This is a genomic window from Xanthomonas nasturtii (genome assembly GCF_001660815.1).
Lineage (GTDB): Bacteria > Pseudomonadota > Gammaproteobacteria > Xanthomonadales > Xanthomonadaceae > Xanthomonas > Xanthomonas nasturtii.
Window position 1 is genome coordinate 1 of sequence record NZ_LYMI01000058.1, and the last position, 17,231, is coordinate 17,231.

Consider the following 17,231-nt stretch of genomic DNA (forward strand, 5'->3'; position numbering starts at 1 on the left):
CTTCAACCCGGCCCTGCGCGAGTTTTACCAGCGGCTACGCACGCAGGGCAAAGCGGGCAAGGTCGCCCTCGTGGCGGCGATGCGCAAATTATTGGTCATCCTCAACGCCAAGATGCGAGATCAACTGGCGGCTAGCGCCGCCAGTTGATCAAGACAGTTGCTCTCCCCTCGGGAGAGGGGTTGGGGTGAGGGTAGGGCGCACGTCGAGCGGCAGCCCAGGCGTCACGGGTCTCGAAGCAGGCAAGCCAGCACAGGAATCGTAAGTGCTGCGCTGATCACTTCGTGCTGAGAACCGGTACAGCAGCAACAGCAACAGCAACAGCAACAACAGCAACAACAGCAACAGCAACAACAGCAACAGCAACAGCAACAGCAATAACATGCACGCATAAAGCTTAGCGGCGTCTCATGTCACGCCCGATCCCGTGGCGATGTCACTCAACCTTCAACACCAGACCAGTCCTAGCAGCGAAGAACTGCGCAGCAGACACGCGTATCAGTCACGCGATAGCACCAGTGTTGAACAGTAGCTCTGCAGCGATCAGTCCAAACAGCCCTGCAGCAACCAGCACCAACAACTACCAGATCTTGACCCGCTGCTCAGGCCCCAGATACAGCTGCTGGTCCTGGGTCACGTCGAAGGCCGGATACCACGCATCCAGATTGCGTACGGTTTGCGCGCGGAAGCGGCCGGGGGCGTGCACGTCGGTGAGCACGACATTGCGCAGCGCTGCGTCGCGGTACTTGCCGCGCCAGGCTTGCGCAAAGCCCAGGAAAAAGCGCTGATCCGGGCTGAAACCGTCGATGGTCTGCGGCTGCTTGCCCTGCAGCGACAACTGGTAGGCATCGTAGGCAGTGGCCAGGCCCGCGACGTCGGCGATGTTTTCGCCCAACGTCAGTTTGCCGTTGACCGACAAATCGTCGAACGGTTTGTAGGCACTGAACTGCGCGGCCAACGCGTTGCCGGCGCTCTCGAACTTCTTCAGGTCCTGCGGCGTCCACCAGTTGTGCAGCTTGCCATGTTCGTCGAACAACGCGCCCATGTTGTCGAAGCTGTGGCTGATTTCGTGCCCGATCACCGCGCCGATCGCACCGTAGTTCACCGCATCGTCGGCAGCCGGGTCGAAGAACGGCGGCTGCAGGATCGCTGCCGGGAAGAGCAGGCGATTTTCCAGCGGTACATTCAGCGCGTTGACCTCCTGCGGCAACAGGTACCACTCGTGGTGATCGACCGCCTTGCCGAGCTTGGCCAGGTTGCGGCGGTACTCGAACAGCTGGGCGCGTTGCACATTGCCCAGTGCATCGTCGCGACGCACCTCCAGCGCGCTGTAGTCGCGCCAGGTGTCCGGGTAGCCCACCGCCACCGTCAAACCGGCGATCTTGGCCTTGGCGTGCTGCTTGGTCTCGGCGCTCATCCATCCCAGCGCATCGATGCGCTTGCCGAACGCGGTGATGATGTTCTTGACCATCTCTTCGGCCCGCGTCTTGGTCTGCGCGCTGACGTACTTCTGCACATAGCGCTTGCCAACCGCTTCGCCCAGGGCTGCGTTGGTCGCGTCGATGCCGCGTTTCCAGCGCTGACGCTGCTGCGGGGTGTCTTCCAGGGTGGTGCCGTAGAACGCGAAGCGCTCGTCGGCGAAGGCCTTGGACAGATACGGCGAGGCGCGGTCCAGCGCGCGGAAGGCCAGATAATCCTTCCAGGTCTGCAGCGGCTCGGAGTGCACCAGCGCCGACAATCCGCTCACCGCGCGCGGCTGCCACGCGATGAAGTCCTGCTGTGCGTTCAAACCGGCTGCATCGAAGAACAGCGTCCAGTCCAGGCCCGGGGCATTGCGCACGAAATCGGCCTGTTTCCAGGCATTGGCGCCGGCCTGCACGTTGTTGGTCTGCTCGGCGGTGGCGTGCACATGCGCCATGGCGGTTTCCAGTGCCAGGATGCGCTCGGCCCTGGCCTGCGCATCGCCGATGCCGGCCAGCTCCAGCAGCGTGACGATGTGCGTGCGGTAGGCATCGCGCAGCCGCGCCATGCGCCCGCCGTCGAGATAGAAACTGCGCTCCGGCATGCCCAGGCCGCCTTGCACCAGATACGGCACATAGCGGTCAGGGTGATGCAGATCCTGCGACACCCACAGGCCGAACAGCCGGTCGGTGTAGAAATTGGTGGAATTGAGCAGATCCACGTCGGCACGCAGCTGGCCGCCCAGGGTGCGCGCCAGCGCCTGCTTGTCGTCGAGCTGGGCGATCGCATCCAGTTCCGGCTGCACCGGGCGCACGCCCTTGGCTTCGATGCTGGCTTCGTCCATGTAGGCGGCGTAGTAGTCGCCGATCTGCTTGTCTTCGCCAGTGACGCGGTCGTTGGCGGCAGCGCCTTCGATGATGTCGCGGCTATGCCGCTCGGTCTCGATGGCGATGGCGACGAAGCTGTTGAAGCTGGAGCGGTCTTTGGGAATCTGTGTGGTCTTGACCCAGTTACCGCTGGCGTAATCGAAGAAGTCGTCTCCCGGCGCCACGCTGCGGTCCATGCCGGCAACATCGAAGCCGAAATTGCCGAGCTTGGGCGTACTGGGGGGCGGGGTTGCGTGCGTGCTCGCGGCCGGTGCCACGCCATCGCGGTGACACGCGGCGGTGGTCAGCAGCGCAGCAGAGATGGCAGCGATCAGGACGAGGCGATGCAAGGAAGCCATGCGGCGTAACTCGTATACCGAGACAGGCAGCACAGTGTAAGTGGCCTGCGGTGTCATGTGCCGGCTCGAGGGCAGGCTCCACTGCGGATCGGGGTGTTGCGGACACGCTCGGTTCAGCGCCGGCGCTGATACCAGAAACCGAGCGCATCGCGGGTCTGCAACATGCGCCGCCCACGCCATAGAAACCGCAGCAGCAGACCAAGGTGTTCGCGCTTGGAAAAGCTGCGCAACTTGCGGTCGGAGGTGTGCACGGTCTGGCGCAAGATCACAAAGCGCCCGCAGCGCGCCAGCGCCCGGCTCAGGGCCACATCTTCGCCGGCGTAATAACGCGTATCGAAGCCGCCGGCGCTGACGAATGCCACGCGCGTGCAGAACAGGAAGCACCCCGGCGCAATGCCGGAAACACGAAAAAACCAGCCAAACATCGCTTGCGCTGCGCGCTCTGACCACACGCGTTTGCCCTGCAGATGCACCTGCGCACCGCCGCCCACCGCGCCGGCATCCAGCGCATCCAGCGCCGCGCCAACCACCTGCGGGTTGATCAAGGTGTCGGCATCCAGAAACAGCAGGCGCTCGCCGTGTGCGGCCTGCGCGCCGGCGTTGCGGGTGGCGGCTATATGCCGCAATTGCACTTCCAGGACCTGCGCACCATTGCTGCGCGCGATGACGGCGGTGTCATCTGCGCAGGCATCCGCCACCACAATCACCTCGTAGTCCAGCTGCATGGCCTGCGCGCAGGCATGCAGGCACTGCAGCGTGTCGCCGATCAGCGCGGCTTCGTCATGGGCGGGGATCACGAAGGACAGCATGGGCGTACGCGGTGTGGAGTGCTGCCGAGTGTGCAAGCGCAGACGATGCGGCGGCGTGAGTACACGCGGTCAGCCCGGTGACGCGGCGCCGAAGCGAGCGCGACGGTTGCGTGCCTTGCCCGGGCGTGCAGCCACCTCGATGCCTACGCAGGAACCTGCGGCGGCGTGCGCCAGCGCTTGCGCATCGCGATCGCTGCGGAAAGGGACGCCACCGCGCCTGGACGTGAGCAACCGAGCCATCGAGGTCAGTCAGACCTGCAAATGCCCCGAGCCAGCGGCCGCGTGGCCGATGTGCAACCACGCGGCGTTGGCTCAGCGGTTGACCGCACCCATCATCGCTTCCGGATAGCGCGTGCCGGCCGCAGCCTGGGGCGGGAAGATGGCATCGATGCGGGCCAGTTCGTCCGGCATCAGCGCCACGTCCAGCGCGCCGATGTTTTCTTCCAGATAGGCCAGCCGCTTGGTGCCCGGAATCGGAATCAGGTCCTGGCCCTGTGCCAGGACCCACGCCAGTGCCAGTTGCCCGGGCGTGATGTCCTTGTCGGCAGCAATCGCCTTGACCTGCTCCACCAGCTGCAGGTTGCGGGTGAAGTTGTCGCCCTGAAAGCGCGGCGAATGGCGGCGGTAATCGCCGGCATCGAAATCGTCCGGCGACGAAAACGCGCCAGTCAAAAAGCCGCGCCCCAGCGGCGAGTACGGCACGAACCCGATGCCGAGTTCGCGCACCGCGGCGAACACGCCGTTGTCTTCCGGCTCGCGCGACCACAACGAATATTCGGTCTGTACCGCGGTGATGGGATGCACCGCATGCGCACGGCGAATGGTGGCCGCGGCCGCTTCCGACAAGCCGAGAAAGCGCACCTTGCCCTGGTCGACCAGGCGCGCCATCGCACCCACGGTGTCTTCGATCGGCACGTTGGGATCGACGCGGTGCTGGTAGTACAGATCGATATGCTCCACCCCCAACCGGCGCAGGCTGGCCTCGCACGCGGATTGCACGTACGCCGGGCTGCCATCGATGCCACGCACCGACGGGTCGTTGGGGTCGAGCTTGATGCCGAATTTGGTGGCCAGGAACACTTCGTGCCGGCGCGAAGCGATCGCCTTGCCGACCAGCACTTCATTGGTATGCGGGCCGTACATGTCGGCGGTGTCGAGCAGGCTGATGCCACGGTCGAGCGCGCGGTGGATCACCGCGATCGACGCGGCCTCGTCGCTGCGGTCGCCATAGAACGCGCTCATGCCCATGCAGCCAAGGCCGAGCGCCGAAACGGTGGGGCCGGAACGGCCAAGTGTGCGGGTTTGCATGGTGGGGGACTCGTGCAGCAAAAAGATCGCGCAACAATGGCGCGGCGGGCGTTAGCGCGATGTGGCCCGCGCACTGACGCGCAGCCTACGGAACTCAACAGGCAAGGCTGCCGGATTCCGCGGGCTGTTGTGGGCTGCGGTCAGCTCTTGAGCTTGGCGGTGTATTCGGCGACGCGCTTGCCGAGCAGCCTGGCCGTTTCCAGATCGCCTTCGCGCGGCGCTTCGTCCGGCGATGCGTCCGATGGCGAAATGGCCAGTGCGCCGCCCCAGCCGCCGGTCCAGTTCACGTCCTGCGGGCCGTGCGCCTTGGTGTTGGCTGGCGGCAGCCCGGTGCCCACCCAGATCTGGCCATGCTGCTGCGACAGGGTCCAGAAATACTGGATGGTGGTGGCCTTGTCGCCGTTCACGGACGCCGAGTTGGTGAAGCCGGCCGCGATCTTGTCCTTCCACGCCTGGGTAAACCACGGCTTGGAGCTGGCATCGGCAAATTTCTTGAATTGCCACGCCGGCCCGCCCATGTAGGTGGGGCTGCCGTAGATGATGGCGTCGGCGGCACTGATCGCTTCCCAGGCGTCGTCGGGCAGGTTGCCGTCCTGGTCGATGCGGTACAGCGTGGCCTCGCCAACGCTGGCTGCGCCGGCATGCACCGCTTCGGCCTGCTTGACGGTGTGGCCGTAGCCGCTGAAATACACAATGGCGATCTTGCTCATGGACACTCCTGTTGAACGGGGGGCGGGGATTGTGTACACACCGACCGCGACAGCAGAATGACCACGCGCGGGACGAACTGTTGCCGGGGTCGGTTGCCGATGCCTGTCGAAGCGCGATGCGCTTGCTCACTACTCAAGCAGGCCCCGGCTCGGCCATGCCCGCGACCAGGTAATCGATGAAGCTGCGCACCTTCGGCGCCAGGCGGCTGCGGCTGGCGTAGACCGCAAAGATACCGATGTCGCCCAGTGCGTAGTCGGGAAGAATATGCACCAGGCGCCAGGCGGCGATGTGCGGTTCGGCCGGGAAATCCGGCTGGATCACGATGCCTTGCCCGGGCAGCGCAGCCGCGCTCAGCACGTGCCCATTGTTGGCGCGCAGGCCGCCGTGCAGGCGCACGTCGATGGCGCCCTGGAGCCCGTGAAAGCGCACCTCGTCGCCGGCGGGCGCGTAGTGGTAGAGCCGGCATTCGTGGCCAGCCAGATCGGCGGGATGCTGCGGGGTCCCTGCATGCGCCAGGTAGGCAGGCGAGGCACACGGCAGCAGCCGCAGCTTGCCCAGTTGGCGTGCGATCAGCATCGGCGCCGGCTGGCGGGTGATGCGGATGGCGACATCGAAACCTTCTTTGACCATGTCGACCATGTCGACCATCTCGACCAGGCGGTCGGACAGCGACAGGTCCGGCTCTACCTGCGGGTAGCGCGCGAAAGCCCGGCAGCAAGGCGCCCTGGCGCCCGATGCCGTAACTCACCGGTGCATTCACCCGCAGCACGCCCGCCGGCTCCAGCGCCTGCGCGCCGATGGTGGCTTCCAGGTCGTCCAGATCGGCGAGCAGTTGCAGGCAGCGCTGGTAGTACGCGCTGCCGGCACTGGTCAGGCTGACCCGGCGGTAGGCTGCAATGTGCCCTCAACGGAGTCTGCCCATGACCGCCGCTCTTGCATCCCCACGTTCCGTTGCCTATGGCGCGGCCTTGCTGCGCATCAGCCTGGGTATGCTGTTTCTGGTGCATGGTCTGACCAAACTGCTGGTGTTCACCCCGGCTGGCAGCGCGGCCTATTTCCAGTCGCTCGGCCTGCCCGGCGCGCTGGCGTACGTCAGCATGACGCTGGAGTTCGGCCTGGGCGTGTTGTTGCTGCTGGGCACCTATGCGCGCCGGGACGTGCTGCTGGGCACGGTTGTCGCCGTGCATGGCGACAACGGGTTCGGCTTCTCCAATCCGGGCGGCGGCTGGGAATACCCGGCGCTCTGGGCGGTGTTGCTGATCGTGCAGGCGTTGCCTGGCGACGGCGCATTCGCAGTGAAGCCATCGCGCGGAGCTGTGTTTCATCCATCGAGGAGCTGTCCATGACCCGCCTGCCCTCCCTGTATATCTCGCACGGCTCGCCGATGACTGCACTGCAGCCGGGGCAGGTCGGCGAGCGGCTGGCCGAATTGCGGCAGGCCCTGCCGCGGCCACGCGCCATCGTCGTGGCCAGCGCGCACTGGCTGGGCCGTCGCCCGCTGGTGAGCGGTGCGGTGCGGCCGTCCACCATCCACGACTTCGGCGGCTTCCCGGCGCCGCTGTACGAGCTGGACTACCCGGCGCCCGGCGAGGCGGCACTGGCGCAGCAGATCGTGCGCCGGCTGGAGCAGGCCGGCCTGCATCCGCATCTGGACCCGCAGCGCGGCTTCGATCACGGCGTCTGGGTGCCGCTGCGCCTGCTGTATCCCGACGCCGACATTCCGGTGGTGTCGCTGTCGGTCCAGCCCGAGCTTGGCCCCGCGCACCAGTTTGCGGTAGGGCGCGCGCTGGCGCCGTTGCGCGATGACGGCGTGCTGGTGATCGGCTCGGGCAGCATCACCCACAACCTGCACGACTTCCGCCACGGCTACAGCGACGCGCGCGAAGCGCCGTACGTGCGGCCCTTCATCGAATGGGCAGAGCGCAAGCTGCTCGACAACGACATCTCCGCGCTGCTGGACTACCGCCGCCAGGCACCGCATGCCGAACGCGCGCATCCCAGCGACGAACATTTTCTGCCGCTGTACGTGGCGATGGGCGCGGCTGGCGATGACCGGCTCGGCGCGCAGCGCATCGACGCCGGCATCGATGCGGGTTTCCTGGCGATGGATATCTACCGCTTCGACGGCCGGGCGGCGCCGACTGATCCGGTTGCGGCATAGCGCCGGTGCGCCAGTGCAGGTCGCACTGCGCTGCTGGGGGTATTTCGCCCAAGGTTGCGCGGTGCCGCCAAGGCTGACCGGGCTGATGGTTCAGGCCCCGGCCTGCATTGCGTTTTGCGGCGACCCGATTGACGTGATTGCCGGTGCTACAGATTAGGTTGCTGCCAGCAGCAAGCGCCCTGGTCGAGCTGCCAGGGCGCCAAGATCGCGGTGCCACCATGGGCCTGCAGGCAGGTCTCTGGCCGGTGCCCCGGTGTCGGCACGGGGCGGCCAGGCGTGTGCCGTGACGGCAGGTGCTACCGGCTAGTGCTCTGAAGCATTCACGATCGGGTGCGGCGCAATCTCATAGGCTGAGACGCCGCCGCTGCATGCTGCCCGCGTGAAAATCCTCGACAAGCTCGCCGTCCTCGCCGACGCCGCAAAATACGACGCCTCCTGCGCCTCCAGTGGCGCCAACAAGCGCAATTCGCTCGGCACCGGCGGGATCGGCAGCACCGAGGGCATGGGCATTTGCCACTCGTACACGCCCGATGGCCGCTGCGTGTCGCTGTTGAAAATCCTGCTGACCAACTTCTGCATCTTCGATTGCGCGTATTGCGTCAATCGCGTGTCCAGCAACGTGCGCCGCGCGCGCTTCACGCCGGAAGAAGTGGTCACGCTCACGCTGGATTTCTACAAGCGCAATTACATCGAAGGCCTGTTCCTGTCCAGCGGCATCATCCGCAACTCCGACTACACCATGGAGCAGCTGGTGGAAGTGGCGCGGCAGCTGCGCGAGGTGCATCACTTCGCCGGCTACATCCATCTCAAGACCATCCCCGATGCAACGCCGGAATTGCTGGCCGCGGCCGGGCGCTATGCCGACCGCTTGAGCATCAACGTGGAGTTGCCCACCGAGCAGGGCCTGACACTGCTGGCGCCGGAAAAGAGCGTGGGCGGTATCCGCTCGGCAATGGGCGAGCTGCGCTGGCGCATCGAAGAAAATCAGCTTGAGCGCAAGGCCGAAAAAGTGCGCCGCGCCAAGCCGCCACGGTTTGCACCGGCCGGGCAGAGCACACAGATGATCGTCGGCGCCGACGATGCCAACGACCGCAGCATTCTGGACACCAGCCACAATCTGTACGGCAATTACCGCATGCGCCGGGTGTACTACTCGGCCTTTAGCCCGATCCCGGATGCCTCGTCCAAGTTGCCACTGCAGGCACCGCCGTTGCAGCGCGAACACCGGCTGTATCAGGCCGATTGGTTGCTGCGCTTCTACGACTTCAGCGTGGAGGAAATTGCGCCGGCGCAGTCCAGCGGCATGCTCGATCTGGACGTGGATCCCAAGCTGGCATGGGCACTACGCAACCCGGAGCGCTTTCCGGTGGATTTGAACGTGGCGCCGCGCGAGATGCTGCTGCGCGTGCCGGGCCTGGGCACGCGTAACGTGGAGCGCTTGTTGCTGTCGCGCCGGCATGCGCGCCTGCGCGTAGGCGACCTGGCGCGGCTGCGCGTGCCGATGAAAAAGCTGCTGCCGTTCGTGAGCGTGCTGGATCACCATCCGCGGCAACGACTGGACGACCCGGTGCGGTTGCGCGCGCAATTGGCACCCGCGCCGCGCCAGGCCAGTCTGTTCGAGTGACGCCTGTCCCTTCTCCCGTCGGGAGAAGGTGCCCGAAGGGCGGATGAGGGTACGGCCGCACGCAGCGTTGGAAAGTCCTTGGCGCCGCCAGTAGAGCGATGGCGATGGCGAGAATTGAGAGGTCAGGTGTCAACGATGTTCAGCGCTGAAGTAGAACCCGGTTGGAGTCTGGAAGGGTGGCGTGCGCTGGCGCGGGCGGGGTGGTGTGCGCAGGTGGAGCCTGATTCCATTGCGTGGAATGGGGGAGTGCAGGGCGGGTTGTTGATGGGGCAGGGGTTGCTGGATTTGCCGGCGGTGGTTGCCGCGCCGCGGGTGTCGGCGGAGTTCTTGCAGATGGCGGGTGCGGTGCTGTGTCATCGGGATCCGCAGCGCTATGCGGTGTTGTATCGGCTGTTGTGGCGGTTGGCGTCCGGTGAGCGCGCGTTGCTGGAGCGGGCAACCGATGTCGATGTGCATCGGGTGGCGCAATGGCAAAAAGCGGTGCAGCGCGATACCCACAAGATGAAGGCCTTCGTACGCTTTCGCCGCTTGCCCGGCGAAGAAGAAGACTTCGTGGCGTGGTTCGAACCTGAGCACTGGATCGTGGATCGGGTGGCGCCGTTTTTCGCGCGCCGTTTCGCTGGAATGCGCTGGGCGATTCTGACTCCGTATCGCAGCGTGCGCTGGGATGGCGAGGCGTTGACGTTCGGCGAGGGTGCGGTGCGCACCCAAGTGCCGGCCGACGATGCGCAGGAAACACTGTGGCGCACCTATTACGCGCATATCTTCAATCCGGCGCGGCTCAACCCGACCATGATGCGGCAGGAAATGCCGCAGAAGTACTGGAAAAACCTGCCCGAAGCGGCGCTGTTGCCGGAGCTGATCCGCGAAGCCGGCGTGCGGGTGCGCGAGATGGCCGAGCGCGCGCCCGAGCCGGTGCGGCGGCGGGTGCCGGTGGCGCCTGCGCCGGTCCCGGAAGTGGCCACGCAAAGCCTGGCGCAGTTGCGCGTGGCCGCGCGCGATTGCCGGCGTTGCGCGTTGTGGCAACCGGCAACGCAGACGGTGTTCGGCGAAGGTCCGAACGATGCATCGGTGATGGTGATCGGCGAGCAGCCGGGCGACGAAGAGGATCTGAGCGGGCGTCCATTCGTCGGGCCGGCCGGGCGCCTGTTCAACATGGCGCTGGGCGAGATCGGAATCGATCGCGCCACGGTCTATGTGACCAACGCGGTCAAGCATTTCCGCTTCGAGCAACGCGGCAAGCGGCGGCTGCATCGCAACCCGGAGCGCGCGCATGTGCAGGCATGCAGTGGATGGTTGCACGCGGAACGCGCACAGCTGCGCCCGGCGCAGATCGTGTGTCTGGGCGCAACTGCAGCACAAGCGGTGTTGGGCAGCGGTTTTCGATTGATGCAGCAACGCGGGCAGTGGCAGCGTCTGGATGACGGCACGCCGGTGCTGACCACGGTGCATCCGTCCTGGGTGTTGCGCCAGCCATCGACGGATGCACGCGAAGAAGGCTATCGCGGATTTGTCGAAGATCTGCGTCAGTTATTGAGCCCACCGCAGCCGCCGGAACCAGCATTCGAAAACGAAAAGCAAGAGTAGTTAAAAAAGGACCCGCTCCGTTTTACTAGCCGCTCCAGGCCGAAATACAGGCAAAAAAATACGCGTACAAATGCACGCGCACGGTGTCGGAGAATCAGCACACCAAACGGAGCGACCGGCACGCCGGTCACTCCGTACACACCTCAGCAAGGAGGCATCGCGCTGCAACTGCAGGCAATTACGGCATCAATACCTTGTCCACCACGTGGATCACGCCATTGCTCTGCATGACATCGGCGATGGTGACGTTGGCGGTATTGCCCTTGACGTCGGTAATGGTGACCTTCTTGCCATTGAGCTTTGCGGTAAGCGGTTCACCCTGCACGGTGGTCAGCGCGGCACTACCGCCGCCGGCCTTGATCTTGGCGATCAGCGAGGCGGCATCCACCTTGCCCGGCACCACGTGATAGGTCAGCACCTTGGTCAGCGTCGGCTTGGATTCGGGCTTGAGCAAGGTGTCCACGGTGCCAGCCGGCAGTGCAGAGAAGGCCGCATTGGTGGGCGCGAACACGGTGAACGGACCCGGGCCCTTCAGCGTGTCGACCAGACCGGCCGCTTTGACGGCAGCCACCAACGTGGTGTGGTCCTTGGAGTTGACCGCGTTGTCGACAATATCCTTGGTCACCAACATCGGCGCGCCGCCAACGGTCGGATTGGACGCAGCGTAGGCGGGGGCCATCGCGCTGGTCAGGGCAATGGCGGTGGCAACGGCAAGCGACTGGAATGAGGTCTTCATGAGGCATCGATCCTTTGGGTAAGCGATCGCCTGGATGGCAATCGTGATGCTGGATACGCGCCTGGATGCGGCGCGGATGCATCACGTGTTTTTCACATGGCCGTGCTGCATTGCAGCGTCACTCCATATCTTTCGTGTCATCACTGCGGAAAGGACGCGATGCGATGCGTCTGTTCGATCGACAATGGCAACGATGCCAACTGACAGATGAAAATCCACTTGGCGAAATGCAGCGTTCTCAACACGCATCCAGCGAATTGACTGGCGCGGTGAGGGCGCTGCGCATTCGACAACTTTGCGTTTGCTGCAGGGCCCTTGCCCACCCACCATCGCAGGACGCGGCGCAAGTACGTCCCTGTAGCTCTGGCGCGGCATCCATGCCGCTCAAGGTCCCGCGGCGGTGAGCGGGCAAGGGCCAGTCGAGTTGGTCGGTGTGCAGAAGCGAGGGCGCGATGAGTACATCACCAAGTCCATCGTGTCGGAGCGAGCGCTCGAGCATCCAAATGCTGCACGCATGTTCGCTGTTGGCAAAAGCACGCCCGCACAGTGCAACTATCTTGCTCGCGCTTGCGCAATGAACACGGCTGAGAGGCTGTAAAACACGAAGTCGAAAAAGAGCCAATACAACCGGGTGCTGCTGCCGCATGGCTGGCAGCAGGCATGCTGACAGTGTTGGTTACTGCACAAGCAGCAGCTGTCACGCCGACGCCAAGGTATGCGCCCTCAGCCACAGCGCCGGTTCCTGCAGACGATATCTATCGAACAGGTCAGCGCTGGAGCGTTCCGGGCGAGTGGGACTTCACCGTGGATGGCGCACGCGTGGCCACGGTGACGATTCCCAATCATGGCGGCTCCGGGGTTCCTATGCCAGTGATCCTGTTGACCCATCGCTACAAGAATCCGGGCTTCGACGACAGTACCAATTTTAAGGATGGCGGTGCATCGACGCTGGCGTTTTCGAAGGCGCATCTCGACGTGGTCGATGCGAACGATGCAGGCAACGGCGGTGCAGGTAATTACCCCGTGCACATCAAGCTGGTTGAAGACAGCAACGGCCAGAAGGTCGGGCAGGAAATGGTCGGCGCGCAGTGGCCGTATGCGTTCAAGAAACAGCCCAAGACGGTCAAGGTGACGGTGAGTCACGACGATTCCAGGCTGAAGCTCCATGAAGGGCCATCTGGTCCCGGTCGAGGCCACCCGGCCAGCGAAGTCGCATGCGAACAGGCACGTGCACAACAGCTGACCGCGTTGCATCTCCCCGCCGCCGCAATTGCAGCAGGTGCCCCGGCATGGCGCTGGTTTGGCGAATCAACGCCGCATTGTCAGGTGGATGGCCTGTCCATCCGGCAGCGTATGCAGCAGGGCCTGATCGCCAGCGATCAGCACTAGCGGCTGCGTCCAACGCGCGCGATGGACCTGCCTGCGTAGCGCGGCGCAGTCACGCCGGCGCGGAGGTTTCATCGTCGCCTGCAAACCGGTATGTTCCCTTCGGCGCGTTGTTGTGCGCTGCACGATGCGATGCCGCACGCGCATACCGTTCTTCTTCCGGGTTTTTCATGCATTCGATCGATGTCGTCCTCGCCATGTTGCTGGCGGTCGCGGCCAGCGGTTATCTGATCCGCATCCTGCCGTTCTCGCTGCCGTTGCCGCTGGTCCAGATTGCGCTGGGCGCGGTGGTCGCCGGCGTGTTCGATGCGGGGCACGAATTGGAACCGGAATTGTTCTTCCTGTTGTTCCTGCCGCCGCTGCTGTTCCTGGACGGCTGGCGGATTCCCAAGCAAGGCCTGTTCCGCGACAAGGCGGCGATTCTTGAGCTGGCGCTGGGCCTGGTGGTGTTCACCGTGGTCGGCGCGGGCTTGTTGATCCATTGGTTGATTCCGGCCATGCCGCTGGCGGTGGCCTTCGCACTGGCGGCGATCATCTCGCCGACCGACCCGGTGGCGGTGTCCTCGATCGCCTCCAAGGTGCCGATCCCCAAGCGGCTGATGCACATCCTGGAAGGCGAGTCGCTGCTCAACGACGCCTCCGGGCTGGTCTGCTTCCAGTTCGCGGTGGCCGCGGTGCTGACCGGCACCTTCTCCATCGCCACCGCCTCGCTGACGTTTTTGTGGGTGGCGCTGGCCGGGCTGGCGCTGGGTGTGGCCACCACGTTCGGTTTGAGCCGCATCCAGGCATGGATCTGGCGGCATTTCGGCGAAGAGCCGGGTTCGGCGATCCTGGTCAATCTGTTGACCCCGTTCGCAGCGTATCTGCTGGCCGAAGCCTTCCACGCCTCGGGCATCCTGGCCGCGGTGGCCGCCGGCGTCACCATGAGTTATGTGGAAATGGCCGGCAATGCGCCGGGCAACATGCGCCTGCAGCGTTCGGCGGTATGGGACACGGTGCAGTTCACCTTCAACGGCATCATCTTCGTGCTGCTGGGCGAGCAGTTGCCGGGCATCCTGGACGGTGCGGTGCGCAGCGTGCAGGAGGCCGGGCACCTCAATCCGTGGTGGCTGGCGGTGTATGTGGCCACCATCAGCGCCAGCCTGATGGCGCTGCGCTTCGTGTGGGTGTTCCTGTCGCTGCGCTGGAATATTTTCAAGGCGCAGCGGCGCGGCGAGGCGCATGTCAGCCCGCCGTGGCGCATCGTGGTGGCGGTGTCGCTGGCCGGCGTGCGCGGCGCAATCACCCTGGCCGGCGTGCTCACGCTGCCGTTGATGCTGGAAGACGGCTCGCCGTTTCCGGCCCGGCAGTTGGCGATCTTCCTGGCGGCCTCGGTGATTCTGGTGTCGTTGCTGGTGGCCAGCGTGGCCTTGCCACCGCTGCTGCGCGGGCTGGAATTGCCGGAAGAAGAAGACGAGCAGCTCAAGGAAGATCTGGCCGTGAAAGCCGCTTCGCAGGCCGCGCTGGAGGCCGTGGAAAAGCTGCGTCAGCGGTTGGTGGACGGCAGCAAGCATGCCGAGCGCTACAACGCAGCGGCCAACCAGGTCAGTCAGCGCTATCAGCGCAAGTTGGGTGCGGTGGACATGGCCGAGACCGATCCGGAAGAGGCCGGTGCCTACGAACAGGCGCTGCGCCAGTTCCGGCATGCGGCGTTGGTGGCCGAGCGCAACGAGCTGTTCAAGCTCGCGCGCCGCCGCGAGATTTCCGACGACCTGTCGCGGCGGTTGGTGCGCAATCTGGATCTGATCGAGTCGCGCAAGCGCGCTTGAGGGCCGGGATTCGGGAATCGGGATTCGTAAAAGCCATGGCGCGCGTGCGGCCGTGGTTGTGTAGGAGCGCGCTTGCGCGCGATAGGGCTTTCCCGCCAACGCCCCATCGCGCGCAAGCGCGCTTCTTGTATCTGGACATCGCCGCCTAACAGCGGTATGTCTTCCGACTGATCATCGCAGCAGATGCGCCAACACCAGGACGCAGCGTGCATGCGCAGCTGAGTTCGCTGGCGCTGCTCGGCGCGCGTGGAGAGACACCATCCCATCTATCCCCCTCCCCTCGTCACGGCGCAGCGCCTACCCTGTGGCGCTTATCGTTCCCCTGCCAGACCCATGACTTCGATCGTTTCCATCCAGGGCTTGAGCAAGACCTACGCTGGCGGTTTTCAGGCACTCAAGCAGGTGGATCTTGAGATCCAGCGCGGCGAGATCTTCGCGCTGCTCGGCCCCAACGGCGCCGGCAAGACCACCTTGATCAGCATCATCTGCGGGCTGATCAACCCCAGCACCGGCACCGTACTGGCCGACGGGCACGACATCGTGCGCGACTATCGCGCCGCACGTGCCAGCATCGGTCTGGTGCCGCAGGAACTGGCCACCGACGCGTTCGAAACGGTGTGGGCCACGGTGCGTTTCAGTCGCGGCCTGTTCGGCAAGCCGGCCAATCCGCAGTATCTGGAAACCATCCTGCGCGAGCTCTCCTTGTGGGAGAAGCGCAACAACAAGATCTCCACGCTGTCCGGCGGCATGAAGCGGCGCGTGCTGATCGCCAAGGCACTGGCGCACGAACCGCGCATCCTGTTTCTCGACGAGCCCACTGCCGGTGTGGACGTAGAGCTGCGCCACGACATGTGGCAGATGGTGCGGCGGCTGCGCGAGCAGGGCACCACGGTGATTCTGACCACCCATTACATCGAGGAGGCCGAAGACATGGCCGACCGCGTCGGTGTCATCAACCGCGGCGAGCTGGTGCTGGTGGAAGACAAGCACACGCTGATGCGCAAGCTCGGCAAGAAGCAGCTCACGCTGAGCCTGCAGACGCCGTTGCAGTCGTTGCCCGCCGCCCTGGCCGATCTGCCGCTGGAGTTGGCCGCCGACGGCAATACCCTGATCTACACCTTCGACACCCAGGCCGAGCAGACCGGCATCGGCGCGGTGCTGCGCCGTCTCAACGAGCAGGGCATCGACTTCAAGGACCTGCACTCCAGCGAGAGTTCGCTGGAAGAGATCTTCGTCGACCTGGTGCATGGCGCCCGCCAACAGGAGCTGCGCGCATGAACCTGCATGCGATTGCGGCGATCTACCGTTTCGAAATGGCGCGCGCGTTCCGCACGCTCACCCAGTCGATCGCCTCGCCGGTGTTGTCGACTTCGCTGTACTTCGTGGTATTCGGCGCGGCGATCGGTTCGCGCATGGGCGATATCGACGGCATCAGCTACGGTGCTTTCATCATTCCCGGGTTGGTGATGCTGTCCTTGCTCAACGAGAGCATTTCCAACGCCTCGTTCGGCATCTACATGCCGCGCTGGGCCGGCACCATCTACGAAGTACTGTCCGCGCCGGTGGCGTGGTGGGAGATCGTGATCGGCTATGTCGGCGCGGCCGCCACCAAGTCGGTGTTGCTGGGCTTGCTGATCCTGCTCACCGCGCGACTGTTCGTGCCGTACGAGATTGCACATCCGGTGTGGATGCTGGGCTTTCTGGTGCTCACCGCGCTGACCTTCAGCCTGTTCGGTTTCATCATCGGCATCTGGGCCGACGGGTTCGAGAAACTGCAGGTGATTCCGCTGATGGTGGTGACGCCGTTGACCTTCCTGGGCGGCAGTTTCTATTCGATCAACATGCTGCCGCCGCTATGGCAGAAGGTCACACTGTTCAACCCGGTGGTGTACCTGATCAGCGGGTTCCGCTGGAGTTTCTACGGCAAGGCCGACGTGCATATCGCGGTGAGCACCGGCATGACGTTCCTGTTCCTGCTGGTGTGCCTGGGCGTGGTGGCAGCGATCTTCCGCAGCGGCTACCGGCTCAAGGCGTGAGTGGGTCGCCTGTGCGGTGTCCTCACCGCTTGCTGGCTGTTTGATTGAAAGCCATGCGCACCGACCCACGTGACTGGTCCTTGCCCGCCCGCCGTCGCGGGACCTTGAGCGGCATGGATGCCGCGCCAGAGCCTCCAGGGACGGATTCACGGCGTGTCCTGCGATGGTGGGCGGGCAAGGGCCCTGCAAAGGCGCAGCGTCGGTCGAGGGCGCGGTGCCCTCACCGCTTGCGGGACACGCCGTTAACCCATCCATGAAGTGACCCCCGGAAGTTGGACACCCCGTCCAACTCCGAGGATTTCATGAATCGATATGATGCACGCTTCAAACTTCAGGTCGCCAAGGAGGCCTGCAAGACCTCAATCTCGCTCAAGGCGGTGG

The 17,231-nt window shown here is 64.7% G+C and carries 13 protein-coding genes and 2 pseudogenes; 9 read left to right on the forward strand and 6 right to left on the reverse strand.

Annotation, left to right across the window (positions count from 1 at the left end):
* Nucleotides 1-148: pseudogene (locus A7D16_RS22680) on the forward strand (IS110 family transposase); the annotation flags it as partial.
* A gap of 430 nt (nt 149-578) precedes the next feature.
* Here A7D16_RS22680 and A7D16_RS18235 read toward each other — a convergent pair.
* From A7D16_RS18235 to A7D16_RS18255, 5 genes and pseudogenes are all read right to left on the reverse strand, one after another.
* The gene (locus A7D16_RS18235; RefSeq protein ID WP_064634688.1) at nt 579-2,648 is read right to left on the reverse strand and encodes a M13 family metallopeptidase; all 2,070 of its coding nucleotides are present in this window, start codon (nt 2,646-2,648) and stop codon (nt 579-581) included.
* 149 nt (nt 2,649-2,797) lie between these two features.
* A complete protein-coding gene (locus A7D16_RS18240) occupies nt 2,798-3,493 on the reverse strand; it encodes a glycosyltransferase (RefSeq protein ID WP_064634677.1) in 696 nt (231 codons plus the stop codon).
* A 312-nt stretch (nt 3,494-3,805) separates the two neighbouring features.
* Nucleotides 3,806-4,801, reverse strand: a complete 996-nt coding sequence (locus A7D16_RS18245; RefSeq protein ID WP_064634678.1) for an aldo/keto reductase — start codon at nt 4,799-4,801, stop codon at nt 3,806-3,808.
* A gap of 140 nt (nt 4,802-4,941) precedes the next feature.
* Nucleotides 4,942-5,511: a flavodoxin family protein gene (locus A7D16_RS18250; protein ID WP_064634679.1), complete on the reverse strand. Its 570-nt coding sequence runs from the start codon at nt 5,509-5,511 to the stop codon at nt 4,942-4,944.
* Between the two features lie 133 nt (nt 5,512-5,644).
* Nucleotides 5,645-6,398, reverse strand: a pseudogene (locus A7D16_RS18255) (substrate binding domain-containing protein); the annotation flags it as partial.
* A gap of 34 nt (nt 6,399-6,432) precedes the next feature.
* On the opposite strand from A7D16_RS18255, the gene A7D16_RS18260 reads away from it, so the two are divergent.
* From A7D16_RS18260 to A7D16_RS18275, 4 genes are all read left to right on the forward strand, one after another.
* On the forward strand, nt 6,433-6,858 hold the full coding sequence (locus A7D16_RS18260) for a DoxX family protein (protein ID WP_064634680.1): 426 nt from the start codon (nt 6,433-6,435) through the stop codon (nt 6,856-6,858).
* Nucleotides 6,855-7,673, forward strand: a complete 819-nt coding sequence (locus tag A7D16_RS18265; protein WP_064634681.1) for a dioxygenase family protein — start codon at nt 6,855-6,857, stop codon at nt 7,671-7,673. Before A7D16_RS18260 ends, A7D16_RS18265 begins: the two co-directional genes overlap by 4 nt.
* A gap of 379 nt (nt 7,674-8,052) precedes the next feature.
* The gene (locus A7D16_RS18270; protein WP_064634682.1) at nt 8,053-9,297 is read left to right on the forward strand and encodes a putative DNA modification/repair radical SAM protein; all 1,245 of its coding nucleotides are present in this window, start codon (nt 8,053-8,055) and stop codon (nt 9,295-9,297) included.
* Nucleotides 9,298-9,432: 135 nt separating this feature from the next.
* A complete protein-coding gene (locus tag A7D16_RS18275) occupies nt 9,433-10,884 on the forward strand; it encodes a UdgX family uracil-DNA binding protein (RefSeq protein ID WP_064634683.1) in 1,452 nt (483 codons plus the stop codon).
* A 178-nt stretch (nt 10,885-11,062) separates the two neighbouring features.
* Here A7D16_RS18275 and A7D16_RS18280 read toward each other — a convergent pair whose 3' ends face one another.
* Nucleotides 11,063-11,620: a fasciclin domain-containing protein gene (locus A7D16_RS18280; protein WP_064634684.1), complete on the reverse strand. Its 558-nt coding sequence runs from the start codon at nt 11,618-11,620 to the stop codon at nt 11,063-11,065.
* Nucleotides 11,621-12,280: 660 nt separating this feature from the next.
* On the opposite strand from A7D16_RS18280, the gene A7D16_RS24175 reads away from it, so the two are divergent.
* The 4 genes from A7D16_RS24175 to A7D16_RS18300 all read left to right on the forward strand — a co-directional run bounded on the left by A7D16_RS24175 (nt 12,281) and on the right by A7D16_RS18300 (nt 16,850).
* Complete coding sequence (locus A7D16_RS24175) at nt 12,281-13,009, forward strand: hypothetical protein (RefSeq protein WP_239687041.1); 729 nt, start codon at nt 12,281-12,283, stop codon at nt 13,007-13,009.
* Nucleotides 13,010-13,176: 167 nt separating this feature from the next.
* Nucleotides 13,177-14,814 carry a Na+/H+ antiporter gene (locus A7D16_RS18290; RefSeq protein ID WP_064634685.1) on the forward strand — a complete coding sequence of 546 codons (1,638 nt, stop codon included), beginning with the start codon at nt 13,177-13,179 and terminating at the stop codon, nt 14,812-14,814.
* Nucleotides 14,815-15,147: 333 nt separating this feature from the next.
* A complete protein-coding gene (locus tag A7D16_RS18295) occupies nt 15,148-16,092 on the forward strand; it encodes an ABC transporter ATP-binding protein (protein WP_064634686.1) in 945 nt (314 codons plus the stop codon).
* The gene (locus tag A7D16_RS18300) at nt 16,089-16,850 is read left to right on the forward strand and encodes an ABC transporter permease (RefSeq protein ID WP_064634687.1); all 762 of its coding nucleotides are present in this window, start codon (nt 16,089-16,091) and stop codon (nt 16,848-16,850) included. Before A7D16_RS18295 ends, A7D16_RS18300 begins: the two co-directional genes overlap by 4 nt.
* The last annotated feature ends 381 nt before the right edge of the window (nt 16,851-17,231 follow it).